Annotated in this window: 21 protein-coding genes and 1 tRNA gene; 9 read left to right on the top strand and 13 right to left on the bottom strand. The window is 67.6% G+C overall.

The window, feature by feature from the left end:
• Positions 1-195 precede the first annotated feature (195 nt).
• The 5 genes from AC5WJ1_RS02530 (at position 196) to AC5WJ1_RS02510 (ending at position 5,051) form a co-directional block, all read left to right on the top strand.
• On the top strand, positions 196-885 hold the full coding sequence (locus AC5WJ1_RS02530; protein WP_116317177.1) for a response regulator transcription factor: 690 nt from the start codon (positions 196-198) through the stop codon (positions 883-885).
• A gap of 90 nt (positions 886-975) precedes the next feature.
• A complete protein-coding gene (locus AC5WJ1_RS02525; RefSeq protein ID WP_494476352.1) occupies positions 976-2,547 on the top strand; it encodes a sensor histidine kinase in 1,572 nt (523 codons plus the stop codon).
• Positions 2,547-2,876, top strand: a complete 330-nt coding sequence (locus AC5WJ1_RS02520) for a DUF4212 domain-containing protein (protein ID WP_135704515.1) — start codon at positions 2,547-2,549, stop codon at positions 2,874-2,876. The genes AC5WJ1_RS02525 and AC5WJ1_RS02520 overlap by 1 nt, the downstream gene beginning before the upstream one ends.
• 261 nt (positions 2,877-3,137) lie before the next feature.
• A complete protein-coding gene (locus AC5WJ1_RS02515) occupies positions 3,138-4,835 on the top strand; it encodes an MFS transporter (RefSeq protein ID WP_434033175.1) in 1,698 nt (565 codons plus the stop codon).
• Between the two features lie 139 nt (positions 4,836-4,974).
• A tRNA-Met gene (locus tag AC5WJ1_RS02510) sits at positions 4,975-5,051 on the top strand.
• A gap of 98 nt (positions 5,052-5,149) precedes the next feature.
• Here the strand turns inward: AC5WJ1_RS02510 and AC5WJ1_RS02505 are convergent.
• The 8 genes from AC5WJ1_RS02505 to AC5WJ1_RS02470 all read right to left on the bottom strand — a co-directional run bounded on the left by AC5WJ1_RS02505 (position 5,150) and on the right by AC5WJ1_RS02470 (position 13,123).
• On the bottom strand, positions 5,150-5,890 hold the full coding sequence (locus AC5WJ1_RS02505; protein ID WP_135704512.1) for a GntR family transcriptional regulator: 741 nt from the start codon (positions 5,888-5,890) through the stop codon (positions 5,150-5,152).
• Between the two features lie 124 nt (positions 5,891-6,014).
• Positions 6,015-7,046, bottom strand: coding sequence for a Bug family tripartite tricarboxylate transporter substrate binding protein (locus AC5WJ1_RS02500; RefSeq protein ID WP_195430641.1), 1,032 nt, complete (start codon positions 7,044-7,046; stop codon positions 6,015-6,017).
• A gap of 76 nt (positions 7,047-7,122) precedes the next feature.
• Entirely contained in the window at positions 7,123-8,157 is a 1,035-nt protein-coding gene (locus tag AC5WJ1_RS02495; RefSeq protein ID WP_151071156.1) for an Ldh family oxidoreductase, read from the bottom strand.
• On the bottom strand, positions 8,154-9,089 hold the full coding sequence (locus tag AC5WJ1_RS02490) for a hydroxyacid dehydrogenase (RefSeq protein ID WP_195430700.1): 936 nt from the start codon (positions 9,087-9,089) through the stop codon (positions 8,154-8,156). Before AC5WJ1_RS02490 ends, AC5WJ1_RS02495 begins: the two co-directional genes overlap by 4 nt.
• On the bottom strand, positions 9,089-10,264 hold the full coding sequence (locus AC5WJ1_RS02485) for a UxaA family hydrolase (RefSeq protein WP_135704506.1): 1,176 nt from the start codon (positions 10,262-10,264) through the stop codon (positions 9,089-9,091). Before AC5WJ1_RS02485 ends, AC5WJ1_RS02490 begins: the two co-directional genes overlap by 1 nt.
• Before the next feature lie 63 nt (positions 10,265-10,327).
• Positions 10,328-10,609, bottom strand: a complete 282-nt coding sequence (locus tag AC5WJ1_RS02480) for a UxaA family hydrolase (protein ID WP_195430638.1) — start codon at positions 10,607-10,609, stop codon at positions 10,328-10,330.
• A gap of 285 nt (positions 10,610-10,894) precedes the next feature.
• Positions 10,895-11,455 (bottom strand): peptidoglycan L,D-endopeptidase MepK, encoded by a 561-nt coding sequence (gene mepK, locus AC5WJ1_RS02475; protein ID WP_135704504.1) that lies wholly within the window; start codon positions 11,453-11,455, stop codon positions 10,895-10,897.
• A gap of 30 nt (positions 11,456-11,485) precedes the next feature.
• Positions 11,486-13,123 (bottom strand): L,D-transpeptidase family protein, encoded by a 1,638-nt coding sequence (locus AC5WJ1_RS02470; RefSeq protein WP_195430636.1) that lies wholly within the window; start codon positions 13,121-13,123, stop codon positions 11,486-11,488.
• Between the two features lie 441 nt (positions 13,124-13,564).
• Here AC5WJ1_RS02470 and AC5WJ1_RS02465 point away from each other — a divergent pair, with 441 nt between their 5' ends.
• From AC5WJ1_RS02465 to AC5WJ1_RS02455, 3 genes are all read left to right on the top strand, one after another.
• Positions 13,565-14,107 (top strand): fimbrial protein, encoded by a 543-nt coding sequence (locus tag AC5WJ1_RS02465; RefSeq protein ID WP_195430633.1) that lies wholly within the window; start codon positions 13,565-13,567, stop codon positions 14,105-14,107.
• A gap of 182 nt (positions 14,108-14,289) precedes the next feature.
• Positions 14,290-15,051 (top strand): fimbria/pilus periplasmic chaperone, encoded by a 762-nt coding sequence (locus AC5WJ1_RS02460; RefSeq protein WP_368671186.1) that lies wholly within the window; start codon positions 14,290-14,292, stop codon positions 15,049-15,051.
• Between the two features lie 207 nt (positions 15,052-15,258).
• Positions 15,259-17,706 (top strand): fimbria/pilus outer membrane usher protein, encoded by a 2,448-nt coding sequence (locus tag AC5WJ1_RS02455; RefSeq protein WP_368671185.1) that lies wholly within the window; start codon positions 15,259-15,261, stop codon positions 17,704-17,706.
• Between the two features lie 9 nt (positions 17,707-17,715).
• On the opposite strand, the gene AC5WJ1_RS02450 is transcribed toward AC5WJ1_RS02455, so the two are convergent.
• The 3 genes from AC5WJ1_RS02450 to AC5WJ1_RS02440 all read right to left on the bottom strand — a co-directional run bounded on the left by AC5WJ1_RS02450 (position 17,716) and on the right by AC5WJ1_RS02440 (position 20,030).
• The gene (locus AC5WJ1_RS02450) at positions 17,716-18,342 is read right to left on the bottom strand and encodes a response regulator transcription factor (RefSeq protein WP_133093769.1); all 627 of its coding nucleotides are present in this window, start codon (positions 18,340-18,342) and stop codon (positions 17,716-17,718) included.
• Positions 18,343-18,500: 158 nt separating this feature from the next.
• Positions 18,501-18,911, bottom strand: a complete 411-nt coding sequence (locus AC5WJ1_RS02445) for a carboxymuconolactone decarboxylase family protein (RefSeq protein WP_135704498.1) — start codon at positions 18,909-18,911, stop codon at positions 18,501-18,503.
• Positions 18,912-18,962: 51 nt separating this feature from the next.
• Complete coding sequence (locus AC5WJ1_RS02440) at positions 18,963-20,030, bottom strand: CaiB/BaiF CoA transferase family protein (RefSeq protein WP_135704496.1); 1,068 nt, start codon at positions 20,028-20,030, stop codon at positions 18,963-18,965.
• Between the two features lie 394 nt (positions 20,031-20,424).
• Between AC5WJ1_RS02440 and AC5WJ1_RS02435 the strand changes: the two genes are divergently transcribed.
• Positions 20,425-20,865, top strand: coding sequence for a universal stress protein (locus tag AC5WJ1_RS02435; protein WP_135704494.1), 441 nt, complete (start codon positions 20,425-20,427; stop codon positions 20,863-20,865).
• Positions 20,866-20,979: 114 nt separating this feature from the next.
• Here the strand turns inward: AC5WJ1_RS02435 and AC5WJ1_RS02430 are convergent, their stop codons facing one another.
• Together AC5WJ1_RS02430 and AC5WJ1_RS02425 are read right to left on the bottom strand one after the other, a co-directional pair.
• Complete coding sequence (locus AC5WJ1_RS02430; RefSeq protein WP_135704492.1) at positions 20,980-22,032, bottom strand: serine/threonine protein kinase; 1,053 nt, start codon at positions 22,030-22,032, stop codon at positions 20,980-20,982.
• Positions 22,033-22,036: 4 nt separating this feature from the next.
• Entirely contained in the window at positions 22,037-23,659 is a 1,623-nt protein-coding gene (locus tag AC5WJ1_RS02425) for a DEAD/DEAH box helicase (RefSeq protein WP_494476351.1), read from the bottom strand.
• Positions 23,660-23,757 lie beyond the last annotated feature (98 nt).

The raw sequence follows: 23,757 nt of genomic DNA, 5'->3' as shown, positions 1-23,757 counted from the left end.
GCGGCACCGGCTTTTGCCGGCTCCGGCGCCGGCCCGGCTGTCTGCGCGGCCGCCATTCCGGAAGCATCACTCAGGAAGCATCCCGGGCGGCCCCAGCGGAATGTGCGGGTACTGTATAAAAAAACAGTATGCTTGGCAAGCCCCATCGCGCCCATTCCGCGGGCGTCCGGCTATGCCGGCCAGGTGGAGACAACCATGCGTATTCTGATCGCCGAAGATGACGACACGCTGGCCGATGGCCTGACGCGCTCGTTACGTCACTCTGGCTATGCCGTCGACCATGTTGCCGACGGGCTCGGTGCCGACTCCGCCCTGTCGACCCAGACCTTCGACCTGCTGATCCTGGACCTGGGACTGCCGCGCATGTCCGGCCTGGAGGTGCTCAAGCGCCTGCGCGCCCGCGGCGCGATGCTGCCGGTGCTGATCCTGACCGCGGCCGACAGCGTCGACGAACGCGTCAAGGGCCTGGACCTGGGTGCGGACGACTACATGGCCAAGCCGTTCGCGCTGTCCGAACTGGAAGCGCGCGTGCGCGCACTGGTGCGCCGCGGCGCCGGCGGCGGCGCCACGCTGATGCGGCACGGGCCGCTGGCCTTCGACCAGGTCGGCCGCATCGCCTACCTGAACGAACAGATGCTCGACCTGTCGGCGCGCGAGATCGGCCTGCTGGAGATCCTGCTGACGCGCTGCGGCCGGCTGGTGTCCAAGGAACAGCTGGTCGACCACCTGTGCGAGTGGGGCGAGGAAGTCAGCAACAATGCCATCGAGGTCTACGTGCACCGCCTGCGCAAGAAGATCGAGGTGGGCGGCATCCGCATCGCCACGGTTCGCGGCCTGGGTTATTGCCTGGAAAAATTCCAGCCGGCCGTGGCCGCGCAGCATTGACGCCGCCATTGACGCCACCATTGACGCGGCCCGCACCTTAGCCTCGCCCGTGCAGGCGAGCACGACCGCACCCGAGCGACCACCGTCGAGATGAGCCTGCTGCAACTGCCCTGGCGGCGCGCGCACCGCGCCGTGCCACCACCCTCCCATACCACGCCTGGCACGCCTGGCACGCCTGGCACGCCCGGCACCGACCAGGAACTGGCCGACGCACTGCCTCACCTGGAGGAAAGCACCGCCACGCCCGCGCCACGCTCGCTGTTCGGCGAGATCCTCGACTGGATGCTGGCGCCACTGCTGCTGCTGTGGCCGATGAGCATCGCGGTGACCTACCTGGTGGCCAAGTCGATCGCCAACGGCCCGTTCGACCGGGCGCTGGAAGCCAGCGCCATCGTACTGTCGCAGCAGCTGCGCGAGGTCAACGGCCGCGTCACGCTGCAGCTGCCGCTGTCGGCGCGCGAGATCCTGCGCGCCGACGAGACCGACAATATCTATTACCAGGTAGTCGGCAAGCGCGGCGAGTACATCGCCGGCGACCACGACCTGCCGCTGCCGTCGGAAGAAGACCAGGGCCACGCCGGCCTGGTGTCGCTGCGCGACGACCGCATCGCCGGCAACGATGTGCGCGTGGCCTACACCTACGTCGACCTGCGCAACGTCAGCGGCAGCCAGCCGGTGCTGGTGCAGGTGGCCGAGACGCTCGACAAGCGCGCGCGCCTGGCCAACGAGATCATCAAGGGCGTGATCCTGCCCCAGTTCGTGATCCTGCCGCTGGCGGTGGTGCTGGTGTGGTTCGGGCTCTCGCGCGGGCTGGCGCCGCTGACCGCGATCCAGCAGCGCATCCGCGCACGCAACCCCGGCGACACCAGTCCCATCGACGAACGCGCCGCACCGCAGGAGATCACGCCGCTGGTGGGATCGTTCAACGACCTGCTGGCGCAGCTGGACCAGTCGGTGCAGACGCAGAAGCGCTTTATCGCCGATGCCGCGCACCAGATGAAGACACCGCTGGCGGGGCTGCGCATGCAGGCCGAGCTGGCGCAGCGCGAGCAGTCGCCGGAAGAGCTGCGGCGCTCGCTGGCACAGATCGCCGGCAGCTCCGAGCGCACCGCGCACCTGGTCACGCAACTGCTGTCGCTGGCGCGTATGGAAAACCTGGCCGGCACCGGCGGCATGGGCGAGCTGGACCTGTGCGCGCTGGCGCGCGAGGTGGTCAAGGACTGGCTGCCGCAGGCCTGGGCGCGCGACATCGACCTGGGGCTGGACGCCGCCGACCACCCGGTCACGGTGCTGGGCAACGGGCTGATGCTGACGGAGATGCTCAACAACCTGCTCGACAATGCCATCCGCTATACGCCGCGCGGCGGGCATGCGACGGTGCGGGTCAGCGCCGATGCCTTCGAGCCGTTTGCCTACCTCGACGTGGAAGACACCGGCCCGGGCATCGCGCCGGCCGATCGCGAACGCGTGATGGAGCGCTTCTACCGCGTGCTCGGCACCAATACCGAAGGCAGCGGGCTGGGCCTGGCCATCGTGCGCGAGATCGTACAGCAGCACGGCGGCGACGTGCAGATTTCAGACCACGTCTACCAGCAATCGCCGCGCCTGGCCGGTGCGCATTTCCGCGTGACATTGCGCCGCCCAACCGAAACTCCGACGTGATGAACGACGTTCCCGCCGCTGACCTCGCCGAAGCCCGCCAGCGCCAGGCCTGGCACCTCAACCTGCGCTGGATCGTTGGGCTGCTGGCGATCTGGTTCGTGGTGACCTTCGGGGTGGCGTGGTTTGCGCGCGAACTGCGCTTCGACTTTTTCGGCTGGCCGTTCTCGTTCTGGGTGGGGGCCCAGGGAGCACTGGTGGTCTACGTGCTGATGGCCGCGCTGTACGCCTGGCGGATGAACCGCGCCGACGAAGCTTCCGACGAAGCTGTCGCACCCGCCCCCCTGCCTTCGCAGGGTGCCTTGCGCGGGCCGGGCTCCGATGTTGCATAGCGATATGCCGGCGCGCCCGCGCGGCAATGCCAGGTGGTGCCGTGTGGCGCCAGAACTGGCTGCACCGCAGCATGCGCGGCCCTTGAAAACGGCTAGCGTATACCCCGACATTTTTGGCACTTGCGCGCCGGAATCTGTCAGAACTCAGTAAGTTTCGCGAACCACAATCCTCTGCAACTCAGGCTCCCGGCCAGCGGCACGGGCCTTTTCCGCGATGTTGCCGCGCCTTGCCCGAGATCCATTCCAGACGGAGGAGACAAGATGGCAAACGTGCAAAACGTTGCGGTACCCGGAGGGGGTGCGCAAAACGCACCGATGACACGCGAGGAACGCAAGGTGATCCTTGCCTCGTCGTTGGGCACGGTGTTCGAGTGGTACGACTTTTACCTGTACGGCTCGCTGGCGGCGATCATCGCCAAGCAGTTCTTCGCCGGCCTGGATCCGACCTCGGCCTTCATCTTCGCGCTGCTCGCCTTTGCCGCCGGCTTTATCGTGCGGCCGTTCGGCGCACTGGTGTTCGGCCGCCTGGGCGACATGATCGGGCGCAAGTACACCTTCCTGGTGACCATCCTGATCATGGGCCTGTCGACCTTCATCGTCGGCCTGCTGCCGGGCTTTGCCACCATCGGCTGGGCGGCCCCGGTGATCCTGATCGCGCTGCGCATGCTGCAGGGCCTGGCGCTCGGCGGCGAGTACGGCGGTGCCGCCACCTACGTGGCCGAGCACGCGCCGCACGGCAAGCGCGGCGCCTACACCTCGTGGATCCAGACCACCGCCACGCTCGGCCTGTTCCTGTCGCTGATCGTGATCCTGCTGTGCCGCGAGCTGACTGGTCCTGCCTTCGAAGTCTGGGGCTGGCGCATCCCGTTCCTGCTGTCGATCCTGCTGCTGGGGATGTCGGTGTACATCCGGCTGTCGATGAATGAATCGCCGGCATTCCAGCGCATGAAGGCCGAGGGCAAGACCTCCAAGGCCCCGCTGACCGAGTCCTTCGCGCAGTGGCGCAACCTGAAGATCGTGATCCTGGCCCTGCTCGGCCTGACCGCCGGCCAGGCCGTGGTCTGGTACACCGGCCAGTTCTACGCGCTGTTCTTCCTGACGCAGGTGCTCAAGGTCGATGCCAAGACGGCCAACCTGCTGATCGCCGGCGCCCTGGTGATCGGCACGCCGTTCTTCATCTTCTTCGGCTCGCTGTCGGACAAGATCGGGCGCAAGTGGATCATCATGGCGGGCTGCGCGCTGGCCGTGCTGACCTATTTCCCGCTGTTCAAGGCGCTGACCCACTACGCCAACCCGGCGCTGGAGCGCGCGCAGCAGACCGCTCAGATCGTGGTGACCGCGGATCCGAAGCAGTGCTCGTTCCAGGGCAGCCCGATCGCCCGCGAGATCGACTTCCGCAGCTCGTGCGATATCGCCAAGCGTACCCTGGCCCAGTCGTCCGCCAGCTATGAGGTGGTGGAAGCCCCGGCCGGCACGATGGCGACGGTCAAGATCGGCGACAAGGAAATCAAGGCCTTCGACGCCAAGCTGGCCAATGGCCACAGCTTCGACGACGCCAGCAAGGCGCAGATCGCGGCGTTCAAGAAGGAGGTGAGCGGCGCGATGTCCGCCGCCGGCTACCCGGCCAAGGCCGACCCGGCGCAGATGAACACGATCATGGTGCTGGTGATCCTGGTCATCCTGGTCATCTACGTGACCATGGTCTACGGCCCGATCGCCGCCATGCTGGTGGAGCTGTTCCCGACGCGCATCCGCTATACCTCGATGTCGCTGCCCTACCATATCGGCAACGGCTGGTTCGGCGGCCTGCTGCCCACCATCTCGTTCGCGCTGGTGGCCCAGAACGGCAATATCTACTACGGCCTGTGGTACCCGATCATCATCGCGGCCATCACCTTCGTGATCGGTGCGCTGTTCGTGCGGGAAACCAAGGACGTGGATATCTACGCCCACGACTGAACGGCCGACGGGACGAAACCGTGACCACGACGGCAGGCCGCCCGGCCTGCCGTTTTTTCATGGGCGCTGGTGTCCCGAAAAAACTTCGCACGGGGGTGTTGACAGTGCCGAAAGCCCCTGTATAATCTCAGTCTTCGTTGGCGAATTAGCTCAGTCGGTTAGAGCGACGGAATCATAATCCGCAGGTCCGGGGTTCGAGTCCCTGATTCGCCACCATCTATTTGAAAAGCCGCGTTCTCGCAAGAGAACGCGGCTTTTTGCTTTGGATTGCCAGGCGCGCTGCCGGCACCTCTCGATGCCGGAAGCGTCACGCCCTACGGCTGCGTCAACAGGAACTCATGCCGGCTGGTATCGAGCCGCGACACGCGGTACTCGATCCGCTCGTCGTGGTAGGACGAGGCCACGCGCAGGATCTTCAGCAACGGACTGCCCACGGCAACGCCCAGCAGCTGGTGGTCATCTTCGTCCGCCAGCGCCGAGCGCAGCCGCTCTTCGGTGCGGATGATATTGATGCCGAAGCTATCCTGGTAGAAGTTGTAGAGCGTATTGGGCCGCTCGCGCAATTGCTTCTCCGTCAGGCCCTTGAAGCGCTCTTCCGGCACGGTGATGGCATCGATCATCATCGGCGTGCCTTCCAGCGACAGGACGTTGGCGAAGCGGAACACGGGTTCACCGACGGCCAGCCCCAGGGCGGCCGCCTCGTCCTTGTCGGCCTTCGCGCGCCGGAACCTGGCCAGGCGTACGGTCGGATATTCGCGATGGCCATCCTGGCGCACGATACGGAAGAAGCGGAAGAAGTGATCCTCCTGCCGGTGCGTGGCGACGAAGGTGCCGCGTCCCTGGTGCCGGATCATGATGCCTTCGGCCACCAGTTCGTCGATCGCCTTGCGCAGCGTGCCGATCGACACGCCAAAGCGCTCGATCAGCTTGCGCTCGGACGGAATGGCTTCTCCCGGCTTCCACTCGCCCTCCGCCAGCGCGGAGAGAATGGCCTGCTTGACGTCCTTGTACAGGACGCCGCCGATCGCACTGGCGGCATCAAATCTGGCACCCACGTTGAAATCCCTGTTCGCTGGCCCGCGCCGCCTTGACGGCTGTGCACAGGCCGATTCATCTAGATAAGCCAGATCATACCGGAGGCCATCTTGTGCCTATCGGCGCTGTCGCGGCCAGCCGGTGCTATTCGGCGCGGATGTGTTTCTCTTCGATCAGCCTTGCCCATCGCGTCACCTCGCCGTTGAAGTATTCGGCGAAGGGGCCGCTGGTCTGCGGCGCCGGGCTGAAGCCGGCCGCCACAATGCGCTCGCGCATCGCGTCGGACTGCAGCATGCGCGCCACCGACGCGGCAACCTTGTCGACGATCGGCCTGGGCGTCCCCGCCGGCATCATCAGGCCGGTCCAGTTCTCGACGATCAGGTCGGGATAGCCCGCCTCGGCCACGGTCGGCACGTCGGGCAGCAGCGGATGCCGTTCACGCGTGGTCACCGCCAGCGCGCGCAGCTTGCCGCCCTTCACATAGGCCAGCGACTCCGGAAAATTGGAGAACACCACATCGATCTGGCCGCCGATCAGGTCGGTCATCGAAGGCGCCCCGCCCTTGTACGGCACATGGGTCAGGTTGGCGCCGGTCAGGCTTTCGAACAGCGCCAGCGTCAGGTGCGGCGGCGTACCGTTGCCGCTGGAGCCGGCATTGAGCTTGCCCTTCTGCGCCGCGGCGGCCAGGTCCTTCAGCGACTTGACCGGAGAACTGGCCGGCACCACCACCAGCATCGGCGACGAGGCGATGCGCGCTACCGGCACCAGGTCTTTCTGCATGCTGAACGGCAGCTTGGGGAACAGCGTCACATTGGAGGCATGCGTCAGCGTGACCGCGAGCCAGGTATAGCCGTCGGCGGGTGCCTTCGCGACCTGGTCGGCGCCGATGTTCGCGTTGCCGCCGGGCTTGTTGTCGACCACCACGGGCCGCTTCCACTCTTCGGCGAGCTGGTGCCCGACCAGCCGCGCCATGATGTCCGTCAGGCCACCGGCCGCGAACGGCACCACGTAGCGGATCGGCTTGCCGGGATAGTCATGGGCGGGCACCGACGCCTGCGCCGTGCCCTGTGCGGCGGCCGGCGCCGAAGCCAGTCCGGTGAGCGTGGATACTGCGGACAACGCGACAAGCGCGCCGGCCCCATACCTGAGCGCGGTGCGAATCAAACCTCGATACATGGTGTGTCTCCGTTTTGTGGTCGCTGGCCCGTTCTTTGCCGGGTCCGGTTTCGTGGTGGGAATCGAATCGAAAACGCTAGGCCTTGCCCTCCTGCACCTCTTCCGCCAGTTCGCCCGCCAGTTCGCGCAGCTCACTTAGCAGGGCCTCGGGGATGTCTATGCCATGGGCCTGCGCGTCGGCCTGCGCGGCATCGCGCCGCGCGCCTGGCAGGCGCGTGCCCTCGTCATCCAGCATTGCCTGCAACAGGGCTTCGACACGTCCGTCATAGGCGTCGGAGCCCGCGAACGCGCCCGGGTCCAGCGCCATGAAGAGCTGGCCGATGCGCGGCCGGTTGCCGGCGTCCGTGAAAAAGGAATCCGCTTCGGCGCCGAAGCTGGCACCTGCCAGCGAGGTCACCAGCAGCTCGACCATCAACGCCAGCATCGCGCCCTTGACGCCGCCGGCGGGCAGCATCGAGCCGCGCAACGCGGCCTGCGCATCGGTCGTCGGCTGGCCGGCTTCGTCCAAAGCCCAACCCAGGGGAATCGGCTTGCCCTGCTTCGCCGCCACCATGATCTTGCCGCGTGCGACTTCGGACAACGACAGGTCGATCACGATCGGCGCGTGGCCCCGGCGCGGAAACACCGCGGCAATGGGATTGGTGCCGAACAGCGGGCGCCGTCCTCCCCAGGCAGGCATTGCTGCGGGCGAGTTGCCCATGGCGATGCCCACCATGCCCGCGCGCGCCACCGGATCGAGCGGCAGCGCGGCCGCGCCGAAGTGGTAGCTATTGGTGACTGCCGCGACACCAACACCGGTCTCATAGGCCCGGCCCATTGCCTCGGCAATCGCCAGGTCGCATGCCGGGAAGGCGAAGCCGCACCCCGCATCGACCAGCGCCGCGCTGGCGCGTGCGCGCCGCACCGTGGGCGTCGCGCGGCCGTCGACACGATCCGCGCGCAGGTGCGCCACATACATGGGTACCCGCGATACACCGTGCGACGCCAGCCCCGCCGCATCGGCACGCACCAGCGCCGCGGCCGTTGCGTCGGCCTGCAGCTGGCTCGCGCCCGCACGCCGAAGCGCGGCGTTGGCGATCCGCTCCACTTGCGTCATCGGCACCCGGGTCATGTCATGTCCTCCAGCGTCTGCCGCACTTGTTGCGCGATCATCATCGATACCCGTGCATTGGCCTCCTGCGTCACGCCGCCGATATGCGGCGTCAGGATCAGGTTGGGCACGTCGGCGAGCACGCTGCCTGCGGGCAAGGGCTCGTGCTCGAAGACGTCAAGCGCGGCGCCACCGAGATGTCCGTCGCGCAGCGCCTGCGCCAGCGCGGCCTCGTCGACCACGCCGCCGCGGGCAGTGTTGATCAGCACCGCGCCACGCTTCATGCCGGCGATCCGCTGCGCGTCGAGCAGATGCCGCGTGGCGGCGACGAGCGGCACATGCAGGCTGACCGCGTCGGACTGCGCCAGCAGCGTGTCGAGCGCGACACTGCGCACGCCGGTGCGGGCCCATACCGGGTCGTCCGCGGCCAGCATCGGGTCGAATGCCGCCACCTGCATGCCGAACGCCTGCGCCAGCGCGGCGGCCTGCCTGCCAATGTCGCCGAAGCCCACCAGCCCCAGCGTCTTGCCCAGAGCTTCCCTGCCCTCCGACAGGCGTGCGCGCGGCCACTGCCCCGCGGCCACTTGCGCGCTGCTGCCGTAGGCGCCGCGCAGCAGCAGCGCCGCGGTGGTGACCACATACTCGGCCACCGAGCGCGCATTGGCCCCGGCCGCGGGGATCACGCGGATGCCGCGCTCGCGGCAGGCCTCGACATCGATATTGTCGAGGCCGACCCCGAGCCGCCCGACCACGCGCAGCGATGGCGCACTTGCCAGCAGCGCCGCGTCGACCTGCGTGCGGTTGCGCACGATCAACGCCTGCGCACCGGGCAGCGCATCGAGCAGTTCGGCGCGGCGGTCGACCCAGCCCGGCTCGTAGCGCAGGTCGAAGCCCGCCCGCAGCGCCTGCACCGCGGCATCGTCCATGAACTCGCTGACGCAGATGCGCTTCATCATGCCGACTCGTGGATGCGGGTCAGCACGAACTCGCGGTGGCCGAGCGCCTCAGCCGCGGTCCAGCGCCCGTTGACCGTGGCCAGCATGCACTCGAGCAGCTTGTCGCCGGCCTGGTCCAGCGTCAGCTCGCGCTGCAGCAGGCCCGAGCAATCGACATCCATATGCTCGCTCATCAGCCGCACCGTGCGCGGGTTGGCACACAGCTTGATCACCGGCACGATCGGGTTGCCGATCACGTTGCCCTGCCCGGTCGGGAAGAAATGCACCACATAGCCGGCGGCGGCGCACAGCGTGACCATCTCCGCCGCGGCCGACGACGAATCCATGAACCACAGGCCCGGGTGAGTCGGCTCCTCGGCCTTGTCGAGCACGCCGTCGACCGTGCACTTCTTGCCGATCTTCTGGATATTGCCCAGCGCCTTCTCCTCGATCGTGGTGAGGCCGCCGGCGATATTGCCCTTGGTCGGCTGCGACTCCGACAGGTCCGAGGTCTTCCAGCGGTCGATCATGCCCTGGTAGCGCTCGAACATGGCCATGAACTGGTGGCGTACTTCGTCGTTGGCGCAGCGCGCCGCCACGATATGTTCGCCGCCGGTCAGCTCGGAGGTCTCGCCGAAGACCAGCGTGGTGCCGAGCGGGTGCAGCTTGTCGAAGGCATTGCCGACGGTCGGGTTGGCGCCGCAGCCGGACGTGGTATCCGACTCGCCGCACTTGGTCGACACCCAAAGCTCGCTGATCGGGCATTCCACCCGGTGCAGCGCGGTGGCGTACTGCACGTACTCCTTCGCCGCCTTCGACGCCCGCATGATGGTGTCATGGTCGCCATGGCCCTCGATGCCGAAGCCGACCACCGGCTTGCCGGTCTTGGCGATGCCGTCGACCACCTTCTTGGTCCAGCCGTCCTCGATGCCGATCACCACCACGGCGGCGACATTGGGGTTGCTGCCCGCGCCGATCAGCGTGCGGAAGTGCAGGTCCAGGTCCGGCCCGAACTGCAGGCGGCCATACGGGTGGGGAATCGCCATGGTGCCCTTGATGGCGACGGCAACCGCCTCGGCGGCGGCGTTGGACAGGTCGTCCAGCGGCAGGATGATGACGTGGTTGCGCACGCCGACGCGGCCGTTGTCGCGGCGGTAGCCCCAGAAGGTGGTGTTTTGATCGATCACGGACATGGCTTGGGTCTCGGGTATGAGTGGGGAGATGAGTGGCGGACGAAGGCGGACGGGGGGCGCGGCTTACCAGCGCTTGGTCTTGATGTTGTGAACGTGGGCGTGTTCGCCTGCCTTGATCGGCGCCACCACCTTGCCGATGTCGATGCCGTACTTGTAGACGGTGTCGTTGGGATCCATGTCGCACAGCGCTACCTTGTGGCCGATGGGGATCGGCTGCAGCGCGGTCACGGTCACGATCTTGTCCTCATCCATGATCCAGGCGTTCAGCCTGGTGCCAGCCTGGATCCCTTCCACCACGGCCACCGCCACGGTGTCCTTGGCGTCGTGCAGCACTACGTGAATCATCGTTGTCTCCTCTGTGGGTCGGTTGTGCGGGTTGTCGGTGAAACCATCTTAGGCAAGCTAAAGATCCATGTCAACTAACTCATATATATCACTTAGTTGAATGTGAATCGGCGCATGAGGGACGCTGGGGACCGCAGCAGATCATTGGCGACCTGCGGCTCGTCTTGCGGCAGTGCTAAGGGGGAGGAGTTGCTGGCGCTGCGACGGCCTGTTCAAGGCCGCCGCCAGGGGCATCGACGTGCCCGGTCAACTAATCAGTCGCCGGCGGTGACGACCGTCCGGGGGTTACCAGTAGCGTACCCGGCCCGTATCCAGGTGTACGAATTGCTCGCCCTGGTAAAAACCGACACCCCCGCCCTTCAACGTCTTCGCGGCATCGCGCAGGTCACCGAGCGGCACGCCGGCGACGCGGATGTCGATGGCCTTGCCGTCCATGTGGAGGCTGTGCCTGGCGACCCCGCCGCCACGCGAGGTTCGCAGGCGCGAATTTGTGGCCGGACTGCGATAGCCCGAGATGACCTGGAACGGTTCGTTGGTACCGAGTTCTCGGCGCAGCTGGTACAGCAGGTCGAACAGCTGCGGATCGATCACTCCAACCTGGCCCGAATAATGGTCGCGCAGGAAACCATTGAGCGAAGTAAGTGCCTCGGGCACAAAACTGTCGCCCACGGCATAGACGAGCTTGATGCGCTCACCCGTATGAGTGTGGTCAAAGGCCAGCGTGCGCGCATCGGGCAGGCTGGCAAGCGCCTGGCGCGGCGCCAGGGGCATCAGTCCGGCAGCCAGCGCCAGGCCTCCGGTGGTATGTAGAAAGCGGCGGCGTGCCTTGCGCGTCGCATCATTCATGGTACTTCCTCTGCTTGTGCTGGGCGCGCCTCACTGCCTGGCAGCAGCGCGCGCGATGGCTGGCGGCGAGGGGCGCCCGGTGCGTTGCCGCAGCGCCTTGTCCAGCAGTTTGTCGTGACCGTAGATGTCAGGCAGGAAGGATACACGACCATCGGCCCGGGCGATGACCGTGCCATAGGCCAGCACCACCGGCAGCGGTTGCTGCAGCCGCACCGTGTTCGACTTCCCGCGCGCCATCGCCTCGCGGATACGCGCCTCGTTCCAGTCTGGCATATCCTGCAGCACGAACTGAGCCAGTGCCACTGGGGATTCCACGCGGATGCAGCCGTGGCTGAAGTCGCGCCGGTCGCGCTTGAACAGCTGCGGCGTCGGGGTGTGGTGCAGGTAGATGTTTTCGTTGTTGGGGAACATGAACTTGATGTCGCCCAGCGCGTTCATGGGGCCGGGGCGCTGCCGGATGCGCATGCGGCCATTGAGCACCGCTTCCAGGTTGTCCTCGGACAGCGTGGTCACGGCCTTGCCGTCGCCGGTCACGAACTCGAAGCCCTGCTGGTTGAAATACGCCGGATCGCGTCGCAGCCGGGGCACCGTCTCGCGCTTGGCGATCGACGGCGGCACGTTCCAGTACGGGCTGAACTCGATGTAGCGCATATCTTCCTCGAACAACGGCGTGCGCGTATCCAGCGCCTTGCCGACGATCACCTTCATCTCCAGCTTGATGTCGAGCTTGCCGTCGCGGATCTCGTAGGCGCGCAGCATGAACTCCGGCACGTTGACCACGATCATGCGCGGGCCATCGAGCGGGGTCCAGCGCATCCGCTCCATGGTCAGTTCGATCTGCCGCACCCGGCTGGCCATGGGCAGATTAAGTTGCGCCAGCGTCCCGGTGCCGATCACGCCGTCGGCCTGGAGCCCGTGCCGCGACTGGAACGCCTTGACGCCATTGACGAGTGCGCCTTCATAGCGCGCCGGCGGCTTCGTGCCTGCCGGCAGGTCGCCCAGTGCCACCAGGCGCGCCGTCAGCGCCGCAGTGCCCGCCCACGGCTGCCCCGGCGTCAGCTTGCCCGCGGGCAGCGCCGGCAGCGGCTGCGCCCAGACCGGCAGCGCGGCGATCTCGCGGTAGCGGGCCAATGCCTCGCGCAGCGTGCCATACAGGGGGAAAGTGGGCGCGGCCTGGCGCACCGCGTCCGGCAGGCGGTGTTGCGCGACCGCCTCGCGCAGCACCGTGGCGGCGTCATACGGGCGTTCTTCCTGTGGCGCGAAATCGGCGCGGACCGCACGGGGATTGATACGGCCGCCGTGCAGGTCGGCCAGCATGCGCTCCATCGCGGCGGTCAGCGCGGCGCCAAGACGGGCGGCGGCATCCGTTGCGAGCACCGGCCCGGTGGCCGCCTGGTGCACTGCCTGACGCAGCGCCTCGGCATCGTAGTCGCCCGGATCGAGTCCATCCGCAGCCGCGTTGGACAGCGCGTCGACCGCCTGCCTGGCTTCCGGTACGGGCCTGCCCTGGGCGAACCATAGTGGTCCCTCAGGTGCCGGAGCGGCTTGTGGCGCCGACGCTGGTGGCGCTGGTGGCGCTGGTGGAGTCTGGGTCGTCTGAGGCGCCTGGGCCAGGACCGGGGCTCCGGCGGCGCCCGCCAGCAACAGTGCGGCGAGCGCTAGCTTCATTTTGCCGGGACGGTGGCCGCTGACGTGACGCGCGGCCAGGCAAAGCGCAAGGAGAGCAGCCTTGCCTGCGGCAAGACTGGCGCCGGTCAGGCGCATGGCGGCTGTCGGGAACGAAGGCATCGTGGGGATGGGCTCGTTTCGTGGCACACGCCCACAGTCTACCCGTGTTGGGGAAGCGGCGTCAGGACCGCACAGCGGGCCGCTTCGCGACCGCCAGACCACATCGAACAACGCAAGTCACGGGTCCGGCAAGGTCACCAGGCAAATTCGGCCGATTCACGCAGCTTGCTCGGAAGTTTCACACGGTGGGCGTATCGCCATATTCCTACACTGGGCCCCGTTCACAAGGCAATTCCGATGTCCGGATGCAGCCGCTGCCTTGGAACACTTGCGTGCCACGGCAATCGTGCGGGCACGTCTTCCACAACCAAGAGACCCAACATGAAATTCGCATTTGCACCGGTGGTAATTGCCGCCGGCATCGTCTTCGCGTCGCAATCCGCGCATGCCGCCGACGGCACCATTACCTTCAACGGCAACATCTCCCCCACCTCGTGCGAGATCAATGGCAACGGCACCGGCTCGAAGTCGTTCACCGTCACGCTGCCGACCGTATCGGCAAAGACGCTGAACACCGCTGGTGCGCGCGCCGGCCGCACCCCGTTCACCATTGCACTGAGCTGCGATGCGGATACCGGCGCGGTCCATACCTACTTCGAACCGGGACCGACCACCGACGCCAGCACCGGCAACCTGGTGATCAACAGCGGCACCGGCACGGCAAGCAATGTGCAGATCGGGCTGCTCAATGCCGACTTCTCCCAGATCAAGGCCGGCTTTGCGGACAGCGCCCAGAACTCGCTGCCCATGCAGCTGACCGGCGGCACGGCCACCCTGTCCTACTTTGCCGAATACGTCGCCACCGGCCAGGCCGCCTCGGGCGTGGCCAATTCCAGCGTGATGTACACCATCGCGTATCCGTGACGCCAGCGCGTTCCTGAGATTTCCCTGAAGGGCAAATCCGATTCCGGACCTGGCGCTCACGTGGCGCAGTCCGGTGCGTAGGCACGCGCCATGTTGGCGGCGCGTGCCGCCTCGTTTCCCCCTGCTGTGCTTGCCGGTCCTGCCGACGACTGGTTCTTCAAGCTCTGTTTTACGGCCTCAACATGCTGTCCACATCCCTGCGAAACTTGCTGGCCGCCCCCATGGCCGCGCTGGCGCTGTCGTGCGCGTTGCCCGCCAACGCCTCCGTCATCGTCGGCGGCACGCGCGTGGTCTACCGCGCCGCGGACAAGGAAGTCACGCTAAAACTGACCAACGAAGGGCAATCGCCCGCGCTCACCCAGGCGTGGGTCGATGCCGGGACGGCGACTCCGACGCCGACCTCGATCGAAGTGCCCTTCACGATCACGCCGCCGATCGCGCGCATCGACCCGGGCAAGGGCCAGACGCTACGCATTCTCTATACCGGCGAGCCGCTGCCGCAAGACAAGGAGTCGCTGTTCTGGCTCAACGTGCTTGAAATCCCGCCGAAGCCGTCCGCCGATGAAGCTGGCGTCAACTCGCTGCAAATGGCATTCCGTTCGCGCTTCAAGCTGTTTTTCCGCCCCGCCGGCCTGCCGGGCAGCGCCACGGAGGCGCCGGCTGCGTTGCGCTGGGAACTTGGCAGCCGCGACGGCAAACCCGTGCTGCTGGCGCATAACCCAACGCCATACCATGTGTCGCCGGTCAGCGTCGAGGTCATTGCCGGCGAGCACCTCGCCAAGGCGACAGACCCGGACATGATTGCGCCTGGCGCCACTGCAACCTTCCACCTGGACAGCGAAGTCCGCAACCCTGCCGGCGCCACGGTGCGTGTGCACTGCATCAACGACTTCGGCGGCAGAGACAAATTCGGCGCGCCGCTGAACGCCTTCGGCTCTCGCTAGCCCTCTTCACTCTTCAACCCACGGTCCGTTACGCCCTTCGGCAGCCGCCGGCTGCCGATGCCTGCGTGCGGCCATCGTCGACACGCCGGTTCCATGCTGACACTCTCTCCCCGTCACGTCCCGTTTCGCCTGCGCCCGCTTTATGCCGTGTTGCTGACCTTGTTCGCCAGCAACGCAGGCGCAGCCGGGCAACCCGACGTCGGCCCGATGCCTGTCCGCTCCGCGCAGGACGTGGAGTTCAGCGATACCTTCCTGCAGGGTACGGCGGGCGGCGTTGCGGACCTGAGCCGCTTCAGCAAGGGCAATCCGGCGCTGCCCGGCCACTACCGTGCCGAGTTGTATGTCAACGAAATCTGGCTGGGTCGCGCCGGCGTGGAGCTGCGCCAGTCCGGCGACCCCGCCGCCCCGGCGGTGCCGTGCTTCGATCGCAGCCTGCTGGAGCGCATCGGCGTCGACCTGGCCAGGCTGACGGCCGCCGCATCGCTGGACGGCGACGGCTGCCAGCCGCTGCCAGCGCTGATCGCCGATGCCACCGCGAGCTTCGACAACGGCGAGCAGCGGCTCGACATCAGCGTGCCGCAGGCCGCGATGGTGCGCCGCGCACGTGGTTACGTCAGCCCCGAGAACTGGGACAACGGTGTTCCGGCGGCGCGCTTGCAGTACAACGCCAACGTCTATCACTCCGACGCATCCAGCCTGTCGACCACGCAGGCCTATGTGGGCCTGAACGCCGGCCTCAACCTGGGACCATGGCGCTTCAGCCACCAGGGCAGCCTGAACCACGATGAACGGCAGGGCACGCGCTACCAGAGCGTACTCACCAACCTGCAGCGCGCCATTGCGCCCTGGAAAAGCCAGTTGGTAATCGGCGATGCGTTTACCGACGGCACGCTGTTCGACAGCATCGGCTTTCGCGGCGTGCGCCTGGCCAGCGACGAGCGGATGTATCCCGAATCGCTGCGCGGCTATGCCCCGATCGTGCGCGGTATCGCGCGCAGCAATGCCCGCGTGCAAGTCCGCCAGCAAGGCAACATCCTCTACGAAACCACGGTGGCACCCGGGCCGTTCGAGATCGATGACCTGTACCCCACCGGCTACGGCGGCGACATCGAAGTCGTGGTTACCGAGGCGGACGGCAGCGTGCACGTATCGACGATGCCCTACGCCGCCGCGGTGAACGCCTTGCGCGCCGGCCAGAGCCGCTACAGCGTCACCGCGGGCCAGTACCGCAACACGGTACTGCAAGGCTCGACGCTGCTGCTGCAGGGCACTTACCTGCACGGTTTCAGCAACACCGTCACCGGCTACGGCGGCTTTGTGGCCGCGCAAGGCTATGGGGCAATCGCCGCGGGTGCCGCGCTGAATACCGACCTGGGTGCCTTTGGCGCCGACATCACGCATGCCAGCACGCGGCTGCAGGGTCAACCGGACCGCAGCGGCCAGAGCGTGCGGCTGAGCTACAGCAAGCTGGTTGCACCAACCAATACCAATTTCTCGGTTGCGGCATACCGCTACTCCAGCCGGGGCTACCTCGGCCTCGCCGATGCCATGTCCTGGCTCGCGCTGGACCAGGCGGGACGGCTGCCAAGCCTGCCCACCGCGCGCGGCAAGCTGCAGCTGAGCATCAACCAGGCCCTGCCGGCCGGCTATGGCAACTTCTACCTGACCGGCTCGGTGCAGAGCTACTGGCAGGGCGGCAGCACCGTCAGCCAGTTCCAGGCCGGCTACAACAATACTTACCGCGCCATCGCCTATGGGGTGTCGGCGTCGCGGCAACTGAATGTCGCCACGAGCAAGTGGGACACGCGCGTGATGCTGACCGTCGGCCTGCCGCTGGGCAAGTCGCCACGGGCACCCTACTCGCTGACCAGCGTCCAGCGCGGCTCCGACGGTTCCTTCACGGCACAGGAGACCGTGACCGGCACGCTCGGCAGCGACAATGCCTTCAGCTATGCCCTCAATGCTGGACATACCGGCGGCGGGTCCGGCAGCGCCAACAGTATCGGTGGCAGCGTCTCCTATATCTCGCCGTTTGCGACGATGACCGCCAACGCGTCCAGGAGTACCGCATATACGCAGGCCGGCGCGGGCATTTCCGGCGGCATCGTGGCCTACGCGGATGGCGTGGCGTTCTCGCCGTCCCTTGGCGATACCGTCGCTGTGGTCGAGGCCAAAGACGCCGCAGGCGCGCGCCTGGCCAACGGCGCCGGGCTGCGTGTCGACCCGTGGGGCCATGCCGTGGTCTCGAACCTGGTGCCGTTCGCGCGGAACGAAATCGAGCTCGATCCGCAGGGCCTGCCGCTGGAAGTCACTCTCAAGTCGACGCAGCAGCGGATCGCGCCCACCGCGGGCGCGGTGGTGCGGGTGCGCTTCGAAACCGAGAATCCCGGCCGCGCGGCAATCCTGAGCACGCGCCTGCCGGATGGCGCGCCAGTGCCGTTCGGCGCCGAAGTGTTCAGTGCAGACGGCAAGCCGGTCGGGACCGTGGCGCAGGCAGGCCGCGTGCTAGTACGCGGGCTGGCAACGGACGCCGGCACGCTGACGGCACGGTGGAGCCAGGCCAGTGGCGATGCCTGCACGCTGCACTATGACCTCGGCAAGCCTGGCAACCAGGCGGCGGCAATGGTGGCCAGCGATGCACCGTGCACGCGCTGATGCAGCCGTTCACCACACCAGCTGGTGGCGACGCGCATAGTCGACCATCTCCACCAGCGAGCCGACATTAAGCTTGGCCATGATGTTGGCCTTGTGCGTGCTGACCGTCTTGCTGCTGATCAGCAGCTCCGCGGCGATCGCCTTGTTGGAATGACCGCGCGCCAGGTATTGCAGGATGGTGATTTCGCGATTGCTGAGCCGCGGGATGCCGGAGTCGAGCGCTTCGCCGAGCTGGCGCGCGGCTTCCAGCGTGTACATGGGGAACACCAGGTAGCCGCTCAGCACGCCGCGCGCGGCCTGCAGCACCTCGGGCACGCCGCGATGCTTGACCACGAAGCCGTGCGCGCCGGCGCGCAGCGCCCGCACCGGGGCGGCGGTGGCGTCGGTGCAGGACAGCACCAGCACATGTACCGTGGGAAAGGTTGCCGACACGCGCCGGACGAAATCGACGCCGGGATTGCCGAAATACTCGACATCGACCAGCACCAGCCCGGGGCGGTGATCGCGCACCAGCCGGAACGCATCGCGCACGCCGTCGGCTTCCAGCACTTCGGCGGCCTCCAAGGCCGCCGCCAGTTGACCGGACAGCGTAGTGCGGAACCGGGAAGGCTCGTCGACGATCAACGCGTGTTGCAATTGGAACTCCTTGACAGCTTGGGGGAACTGCCAAGATTAAGGGCCATGCTGCGTGCTGAAGCGCGGAATACTCGCTGCGCGGGAGCAGCAGAATCTGCGCGGCGGCCGGGCAATTCCGCAGGGGTGCACAGCCAGGCGTAGCCGGGCCGGCCTGCGCGTCAGGACCTGGCGGCGTCCAGCACTTCAGTCAGTTTGCGGCTGGCGTCCAGCGCCGCTGGGAAACCGCAGTAGACGGCGCTGTGCACCATCAGTTCGCGCAGTTCCTCGGGCGTGACGCCGTTGGCCAGCGCGCCGCGCAGGTGGCCGGCCAGTTCCTGCGGCCGGTTCAGCGCGATCAGCATCGATACCGTGGCCAGGCTGCGCTGCTTGCGATCCAGCCCTTCGCGGGTCCACACCGTGCCCCATGCAAACTCGGTGACCAGCTGCTGCAGGCTGGTGTCGCCCTGCTGTGCGGCGGCATCGAGCGCGCGCTGCACGTGCGTCGGGCCAAGGACCTCGGTGCGGACTTCGAGGCCGGTGGCGAACGCGGGGGTGGGCGTGTAGTCGGCATTCTGGCTGGGTTCGGCCATGGCATCTGTCTCCGGTATCAGGTGGTGACAGATCTTAGCCGAACCGGCCGCTCACTCCGTGCCGGCGGGCAGGAAGCGCGGCGCCGGCGCCGAGCGTGGCACCTCGCGCTCGCCCTGCCGGAACATCCGGTAGGTGCCGCGCGCCTGGTTGTGCGGATGGCAGGCGGCCTCTTCCAGAGTCAGCACGCGCGCGAAGCAGACATCGGTGCCGCCCAGCAATGCCTCCCAGTGCTTGCTCGGCTGGGCGGCGATGCACGCGGCGATGCGCGCCTTCAGGGCGGGCCACTGGGCGCGGTCGTATTGCGTGGCGGGATCGACGTCGGTCAGTTCCAGCCGTTCGAGCAGTTCGCGGTAGAACTGCGGCTCGAGTGCGCCCAGCGTGATGGCGCGGCCGTCGGCGCAGCGGTAGACGTCATAGAACGGCGAGTCGTGGAACGGGCTGGGCTGGGGTCCGCCGAGCGTGCCGGCGGCCCGCGATACCTGCACCAGCGAGCCGAGCATGGCAACGATGTCGGTGATCGCCGCATCGACCACGCAGCCCTGGCCGCTGGCACGCGCGCTCAGGATGGCGCTGGTCAGGCCGAAGGCCAGCCCGAGCGCGCCGGTGGCGTCGCCCATCACGGTCGGCGGCACCATCGGCAGCGCATCGTCGCGCGCGGCCATCGACAGCAGGCCGGTCAGCGCGATGTAGTTCAGGTCATGACCGGCGCTCTGCGCCAGCGGGCCGCTCTGCCCCCAGCCGGTCATGCGGCCGTACACCAGGCGCGGATTGCGGGCATGGCAGGCCTTGGGGCCCAGGCCGAGCCGCTCCATCGCGCCGGGGCGCAGCCCTTCGATCAGCGCATCGGCGCCTGCCACGAGGTCGAGCGCCGCGGCGACGCCATCGGGCGCCTTCAGGTTCAGCTGCACCACCTGCTTGCCGTGCTCCAGCTCCATCTCCGGCGGCACGGCCTGGCCGCGCAAGATGCGGCGCGCGTCAGGGGCGACCGGGCGGGTCACCAGCGTTACCTCGGCGCCGAGGCCCGCCAGCATGGCCCCGCACAGCGGGCCGGGGCCGATGCCTTCAAATTCCACCACCTTGATGCCGCGCAGGGGCAGCAGCTTGCCATGCTCACTCATTTGCTTGTCTCCGGTTGCCGTGCGCCGGGGTCCGAGGTCGGGATCCGGGCCAGCCTGGCTGGGATATGTAGTGCGCCGCGTCAGTACGGCCTCCTGCCGGCCTGTCACGGCGCTCGCGAGCCATGCTACGCGCCACGGCGCCTGGGCGGCAATGGCCGAAACAGCCAGCCGGGTTGACGGATTTGCCATGCGGCCGGTTATCGCACGCGAGGCCGTGGTGGCATCGTAGTTTTCCGAACCAACTTGATCTAAATCGGGTCACAGCGGGAAACTTGCTGCGATGATGGTTTCAGATGGCGCCGGCGCCCCGCGGCGGCAGCGTCAGGAGGTGTTCTTCAACCTGGCTCGTCCCGACAATCCCCAACGACAGCCCCCAATCCAGGAGATTCCCGTCATGACCAATATCGTGCTCGCCACCGATGGCTCGGCCTTCAGCGATGCCGCGGCGCGCTTTGTTGCCGAAGGCAAGCTGCTGCAGACCGGCTTTACCGTGCATGTCGTGCATGTGGCCCCGGAAGTGAGCGGCCAGGTGCGCGCCTTTGTCAGCAAGGAAACCATCGACGACTGGCACAAGGAGGCCAGTGACAAGGCGATGGCGGGTGTCAGCGAGATCCTCAAGACGGCCGGCGTGCCGTTCGAGCAGCATGCGCTGCACGGTTTTGCGCCGGAACGCATCGTGGCCTATGCGCGTTCGGTGAATGCCGAAGCCATCGTGATGGGCACGCATGGCCGCGGTTCCTTCTTCGATGCGGTGATCGGTTCGGTGGCCGGACGCGTGCTGGCGCAGGCGGATTGCCCGGTGCTGCTGGTCAAGGCGCCGGAAAAGAAGGGGTAACTGAACAAAAGAGCCGGCAGGCTAACGTTTGAGGTGCTCCCAAGCCACCCCGAGCTAGCCTAAGCAAGGTGTTCTCCCTCTCCCGCAAGCGGCAGAGGGGAGTTGCAGCAGCCGTCAAGCGCCCCACAGGGGCGCTTCGTCCATCAGGGCCACCTGTTCGCGCAGTTCAAGAATGCGATCCTGCCAATAGCGCGCGGTGCCGAACCACGGGAACGCGGCCGGGAAGGCAGGGTCGGCCCAGCGGCTGGCCAGCCAGGCGCTGTAGTGCAGCAGGCGCAGGGTGCGCAGCGCCTCCACCAGCCACAGTTCGCGCGTGCGGAATTCGGCGAAGTCCTCATAGCCGGCCACAATGTCGGCCAGCTGGTCCTGCATTGCCGCGCGGTCGCCCTCCAGCAGCATCCAGATGTCCTGGATCGCCGGCGCCATGCGGCTGTCGTCGAAATCCACAAAGTGCGGGCCGGGCGCTCCGAGGCTGCCGCCGCGCGCATCGTCTTCGTCGATCCACAGCACGTTGCCGCGGTGGCAGTCGCCATGCACGCGCAGCAGCGGCACTTCGCCGGCGCGTTCGTAACAGCGGCGCACGCCGTCCAGCGCGAGCTCGGCGACCGACTGCCACGCCGGCAGCAGGTCGACGGGGATGCAGCCGCTGGCCAGCAGCCAGTCGCGCGGGGCAATGCCGAAGGTGTCGATATCCAGCGCGGGCCGGGCCTGGTAAGGCTGTGCCGCGCCGGTGGCGTGGATACGGCCGATAAAGCGGCCGAGCCAGGTCAGCGTGTCCTTGCGGTCGAGCGCGGGCTCACGGCCGCCGCAGCGCGGGAACACCGCAAAGCGAAAGCCGGCGTGGTAGCGCAGCGTGCCGGCATCCGGCGCACCGGCCGGCAAGAACAGCGCCGGCACGGCCGGGATCTCGGCATCGGCCAGCTGCTGCACGAAGGCGTGTTCTTCCAGGATGGCCGCGTCGGTCCAGCGGCCGGGGCGGTAGAACTTGGCGATGACCGGCGCGGCGTCCTCGATGCCGGCCTGCCACACCCGGTTCTCATAGCTGTTGAGTGCCAGCAGCCGCCCGTCGGGGCGCAGGCCGGCGCTTTCGAGCGCGTCCAGCATCCGCTCAGGCGTCAGGCCGGCATAGGGAATACCGGAATCGGCCGGGGCGGTGAACGCTGTCATGGTGTCAGTCGCGGTTGCGGTTGCCGCCGAGCAGTGCGGCCTGCGGCGCCGGGCGGCGGTTGCGCACGGGGGCCGGGGCCGCATCGTGCTGCTGGCGCGCCGGCTGGGCGGCGCGTTGCTGGCCGCGTGCCGGCTCCTGGCTGCCCTGGCGCGGTGCGCCGCCGCGTGCGCCGCCATTGCTGCCACCATTGCCGCCACCATTGCCGCCACCATTGCCGCCGGCGTTGCCATTGCCGTTGCCGCCGCCGCGGCGCTGGCCGCCTTCGGCCTGCCGCTGGCGCGGTTGGCCGCCCTGGCCCTGGCGCGGTGCATCGTGGGCCTGGCGCGGCGCGCGCGCGCGTTGTGCCGGCTCGCCGTCGGCGTTGGCCGGGCGTGCCTGGCTGCGGCCGCGGCCCTGCCCTTGCCCCTGCCCCTGCCCGCCGCCGCGTTGCTGGCGGCCCTTCTGGATCGGCTCGGGTGCGATGCTCGGGTCGACTTCAAACCCCGGCAGCACGGTCTGCTCGATCTTGCGCTTGATCAGGCGTTCGATATCGCGCAGCAGCGCATGCTCGTCCACGCAGACCAGCGAGATCGCCTCGCCCTCGGCGCCGGCGCGGCCGGTACGGCCGATGCGGTGCACATAGTCCTCGGGCACGTTGGGCAGGTCGAAGTTGACCACGTGCGGGAGCTGGTCGATATCGATGCCGCGCGCGGCGATATCGGTCGCCACCAGCAGCCGCAGCGTGCCGGCCTTGAACTCGGAGAGCGCGCGCGTGCGCGCCGACTGGCTCTTGTTGCCGTGGATCGCCAGCGCCGACAGGCCGTCCTTGGTCAACTGCTCGGCCAGGCGGTTGGCGCCGTGCTTGGTGCGGGTGAACACCAGCACCTGGTGCCAGTCGTGCTGGCGCACCAGGTGCGCCAGCAATTCGCGCTTGCGTTCGCGGTCGACCGGGTAGACGCGCTGGTCGACGGTCTCGGCGGTGGTGTTGCGCCGCGCCACCTCGATCGAGGCGGGGTTGTTCAGCAGGCGGTCGGCCAGCGCGCGGATATCGTCCGAGAACGTCGCCGAGAACAGCAGGTTCTGGCGCTTGGCCGGCAGCACGTTGAGGATCTTGCGGATATCGTGGATGAAGCCCATGTCGAGCATGCGGTCGGCTTCATCGAGCACCAGCAGCTCTACCTGCGACAGGTCGACGGTGCGCTGGGCCACGTGGTCGAGCAGGCGGCCCGGCGTGGCCACCACGATATCGACGCCGCGCTTGAGCTGCTCGATCTGCGGGTTGATGCCGACGCCGCCGAACATCACCATGGAGCGCAGGCGCAAATACTTACCGTAGTTGCGCACGCTTTCCTCGACCTGCGCGGCCAGTTCGCGAGTGGGCGTCAGCACCAGCGCGCGTACCGGCGGCTTGCCGGCGCGCGGCGCATTGCCGGCGGCTCGGGCCGCGGCGGACTCGGACAGCAGGTGCAGCATCGGCAGGGTGAAGCCGGCGGTCTTGCCGGTGCCGGTCTGGGCGCCGGCGAGCAGGTCACCGCCCTTGAGGACGGCCGGGATCGCCTGCGCCTGGATGGGAGTCGGTGAGGTGTAGCCCTGTTCGGCCACCGCACGCACAATCTTTTCGGACAAGCCGAGTTCGGAGAAAGACATGAATTGCTGCTTCGGCCATCCCTGCGCACGCGGTGCGCGGATCGCGGGATGGCTCGTGTAATCGATGTTCGGTATCGGTAACAGGAGCGGCCGGAAGG

The sequence above is a fragment of the Cupriavidus sp. MEYA8 genome, from assembly GCF_059278825.1.
This window is presented reverse-complemented; position numbering and strand designations above follow the sequence as displayed.

Coding starts and splice junctions, on each gene's coding strand:
- AC5WJ1_RS02530 (WP_116317177.1), top strand. CDS start 196: ATGCGTATTCTGATCGCCGAAGATGACGACACGCTGGCCGATGGCCTG.
- AC5WJ1_RS02525 (WP_494476352.1), top strand. CDS start 976: ATGAGCCTGCTGCAACTGCCCTGGCGGCGCGCGCACCGCGCCGTGCCA.
- AC5WJ1_RS02520 (WP_135704515.1), top strand. CDS start 2,547: ATGAACGACGTTCCCGCCGCTGACCTCGCCGAAGCCCGCCAGCGCCAG.
- AC5WJ1_RS02515 (WP_434033175.1), top strand. CDS start 3,138: ATGGCAAACGTGCAAAACGTTGCGGTACCCGGAGGGGGTGCGCAAAAC.
- AC5WJ1_RS02500 (WP_195430641.1), bottom strand. CDS start 7,046: ATGTATCGAGGTTTGATTCGCACCGCGCTCAGGTATGGGGCCGGCGCG.
- AC5WJ1_RS02495 (WP_151071156.1), bottom strand. CDS start 8,157: ATGACCCGGGTGCCGATGACGCAAGTGGAGCGGATCGCCAACGCCGCG.
- AC5WJ1_RS02490 (WP_195430700.1), bottom strand. CDS start 9,089: ATGAAGCGCATCTGCGTCAGCGAGTTCATGGACGATGCCGCGGTGCAG.
- AC5WJ1_RS02485 (WP_135704506.1), bottom strand. CDS start 10,264: ATGTCCGTGATCGATCAAAACACCACCTTCTGGGGCTACCGCCGCGAC.
- AC5WJ1_RS02480 (WP_195430638.1), bottom strand. CDS start 10,609: ATGATTCACGTAGTGCTGCACGACGCCAAGGACACCGTGGCGGTGGCC.
- mepK (WP_135704504.1), bottom strand. CDS start 11,455: ATGAATGATGCGACGCGCAAGGCACGCCGCCGCTTTCTACATACCACC.
- AC5WJ1_RS02470 (WP_195430636.1), bottom strand. CDS start 13,123: ATGAAGCTAGCGCTCGCCGCACTGTTGCTGGCGGGCGCCGCCGGAGCC.
- AC5WJ1_RS02465 (WP_195430633.1), top strand. CDS start 13,565: ATGAAATTCGCATTTGCACCGGTGGTAATTGCCGCCGGCATCGTCTTC.
- AC5WJ1_RS02460 (WP_368671186.1), top strand. CDS start 14,290: ATGCTGTCCACATCCCTGCGAAACTTGCTGGCCGCCCCCATGGCCGCG.
- AC5WJ1_RS02455 (WP_368671185.1), top strand. CDS start 15,259: ATGCCTGTCCGCTCCGCGCAGGACGTGGAGTTCAGCGATACCTTCCTG.
- AC5WJ1_RS02445 (WP_135704498.1), bottom strand. CDS start 18,911: ATGGCCGAACCCAGCCAGAATGCCGACTACACGCCCACCCCCGCGTTC.
- AC5WJ1_RS02440 (WP_135704496.1), bottom strand. CDS start 20,030: ATGAGTGAGCATGGCAAGCTGCTGCCCCTGCGCGGCATCAAGGTGGTG.
- AC5WJ1_RS02435 (WP_135704494.1), top strand. CDS start 20,425: ATGACCAATATCGTGCTCGCCACCGATGGCTCGGCCTTCAGCGATGCC.
- AC5WJ1_RS02430 (WP_135704492.1), bottom strand. CDS start 22,032: ATGACAGCGTTCACCGCCCCGGCCGATTCCGGTATTCCCTATGCCGGC.
- AC5WJ1_RS02425 (WP_494476351.1), bottom strand. CDS start 23,659: ATGTCTTTCTCCGAACTCGGCTTGTCCGAAAAGATTGTGCGTGCGGTG.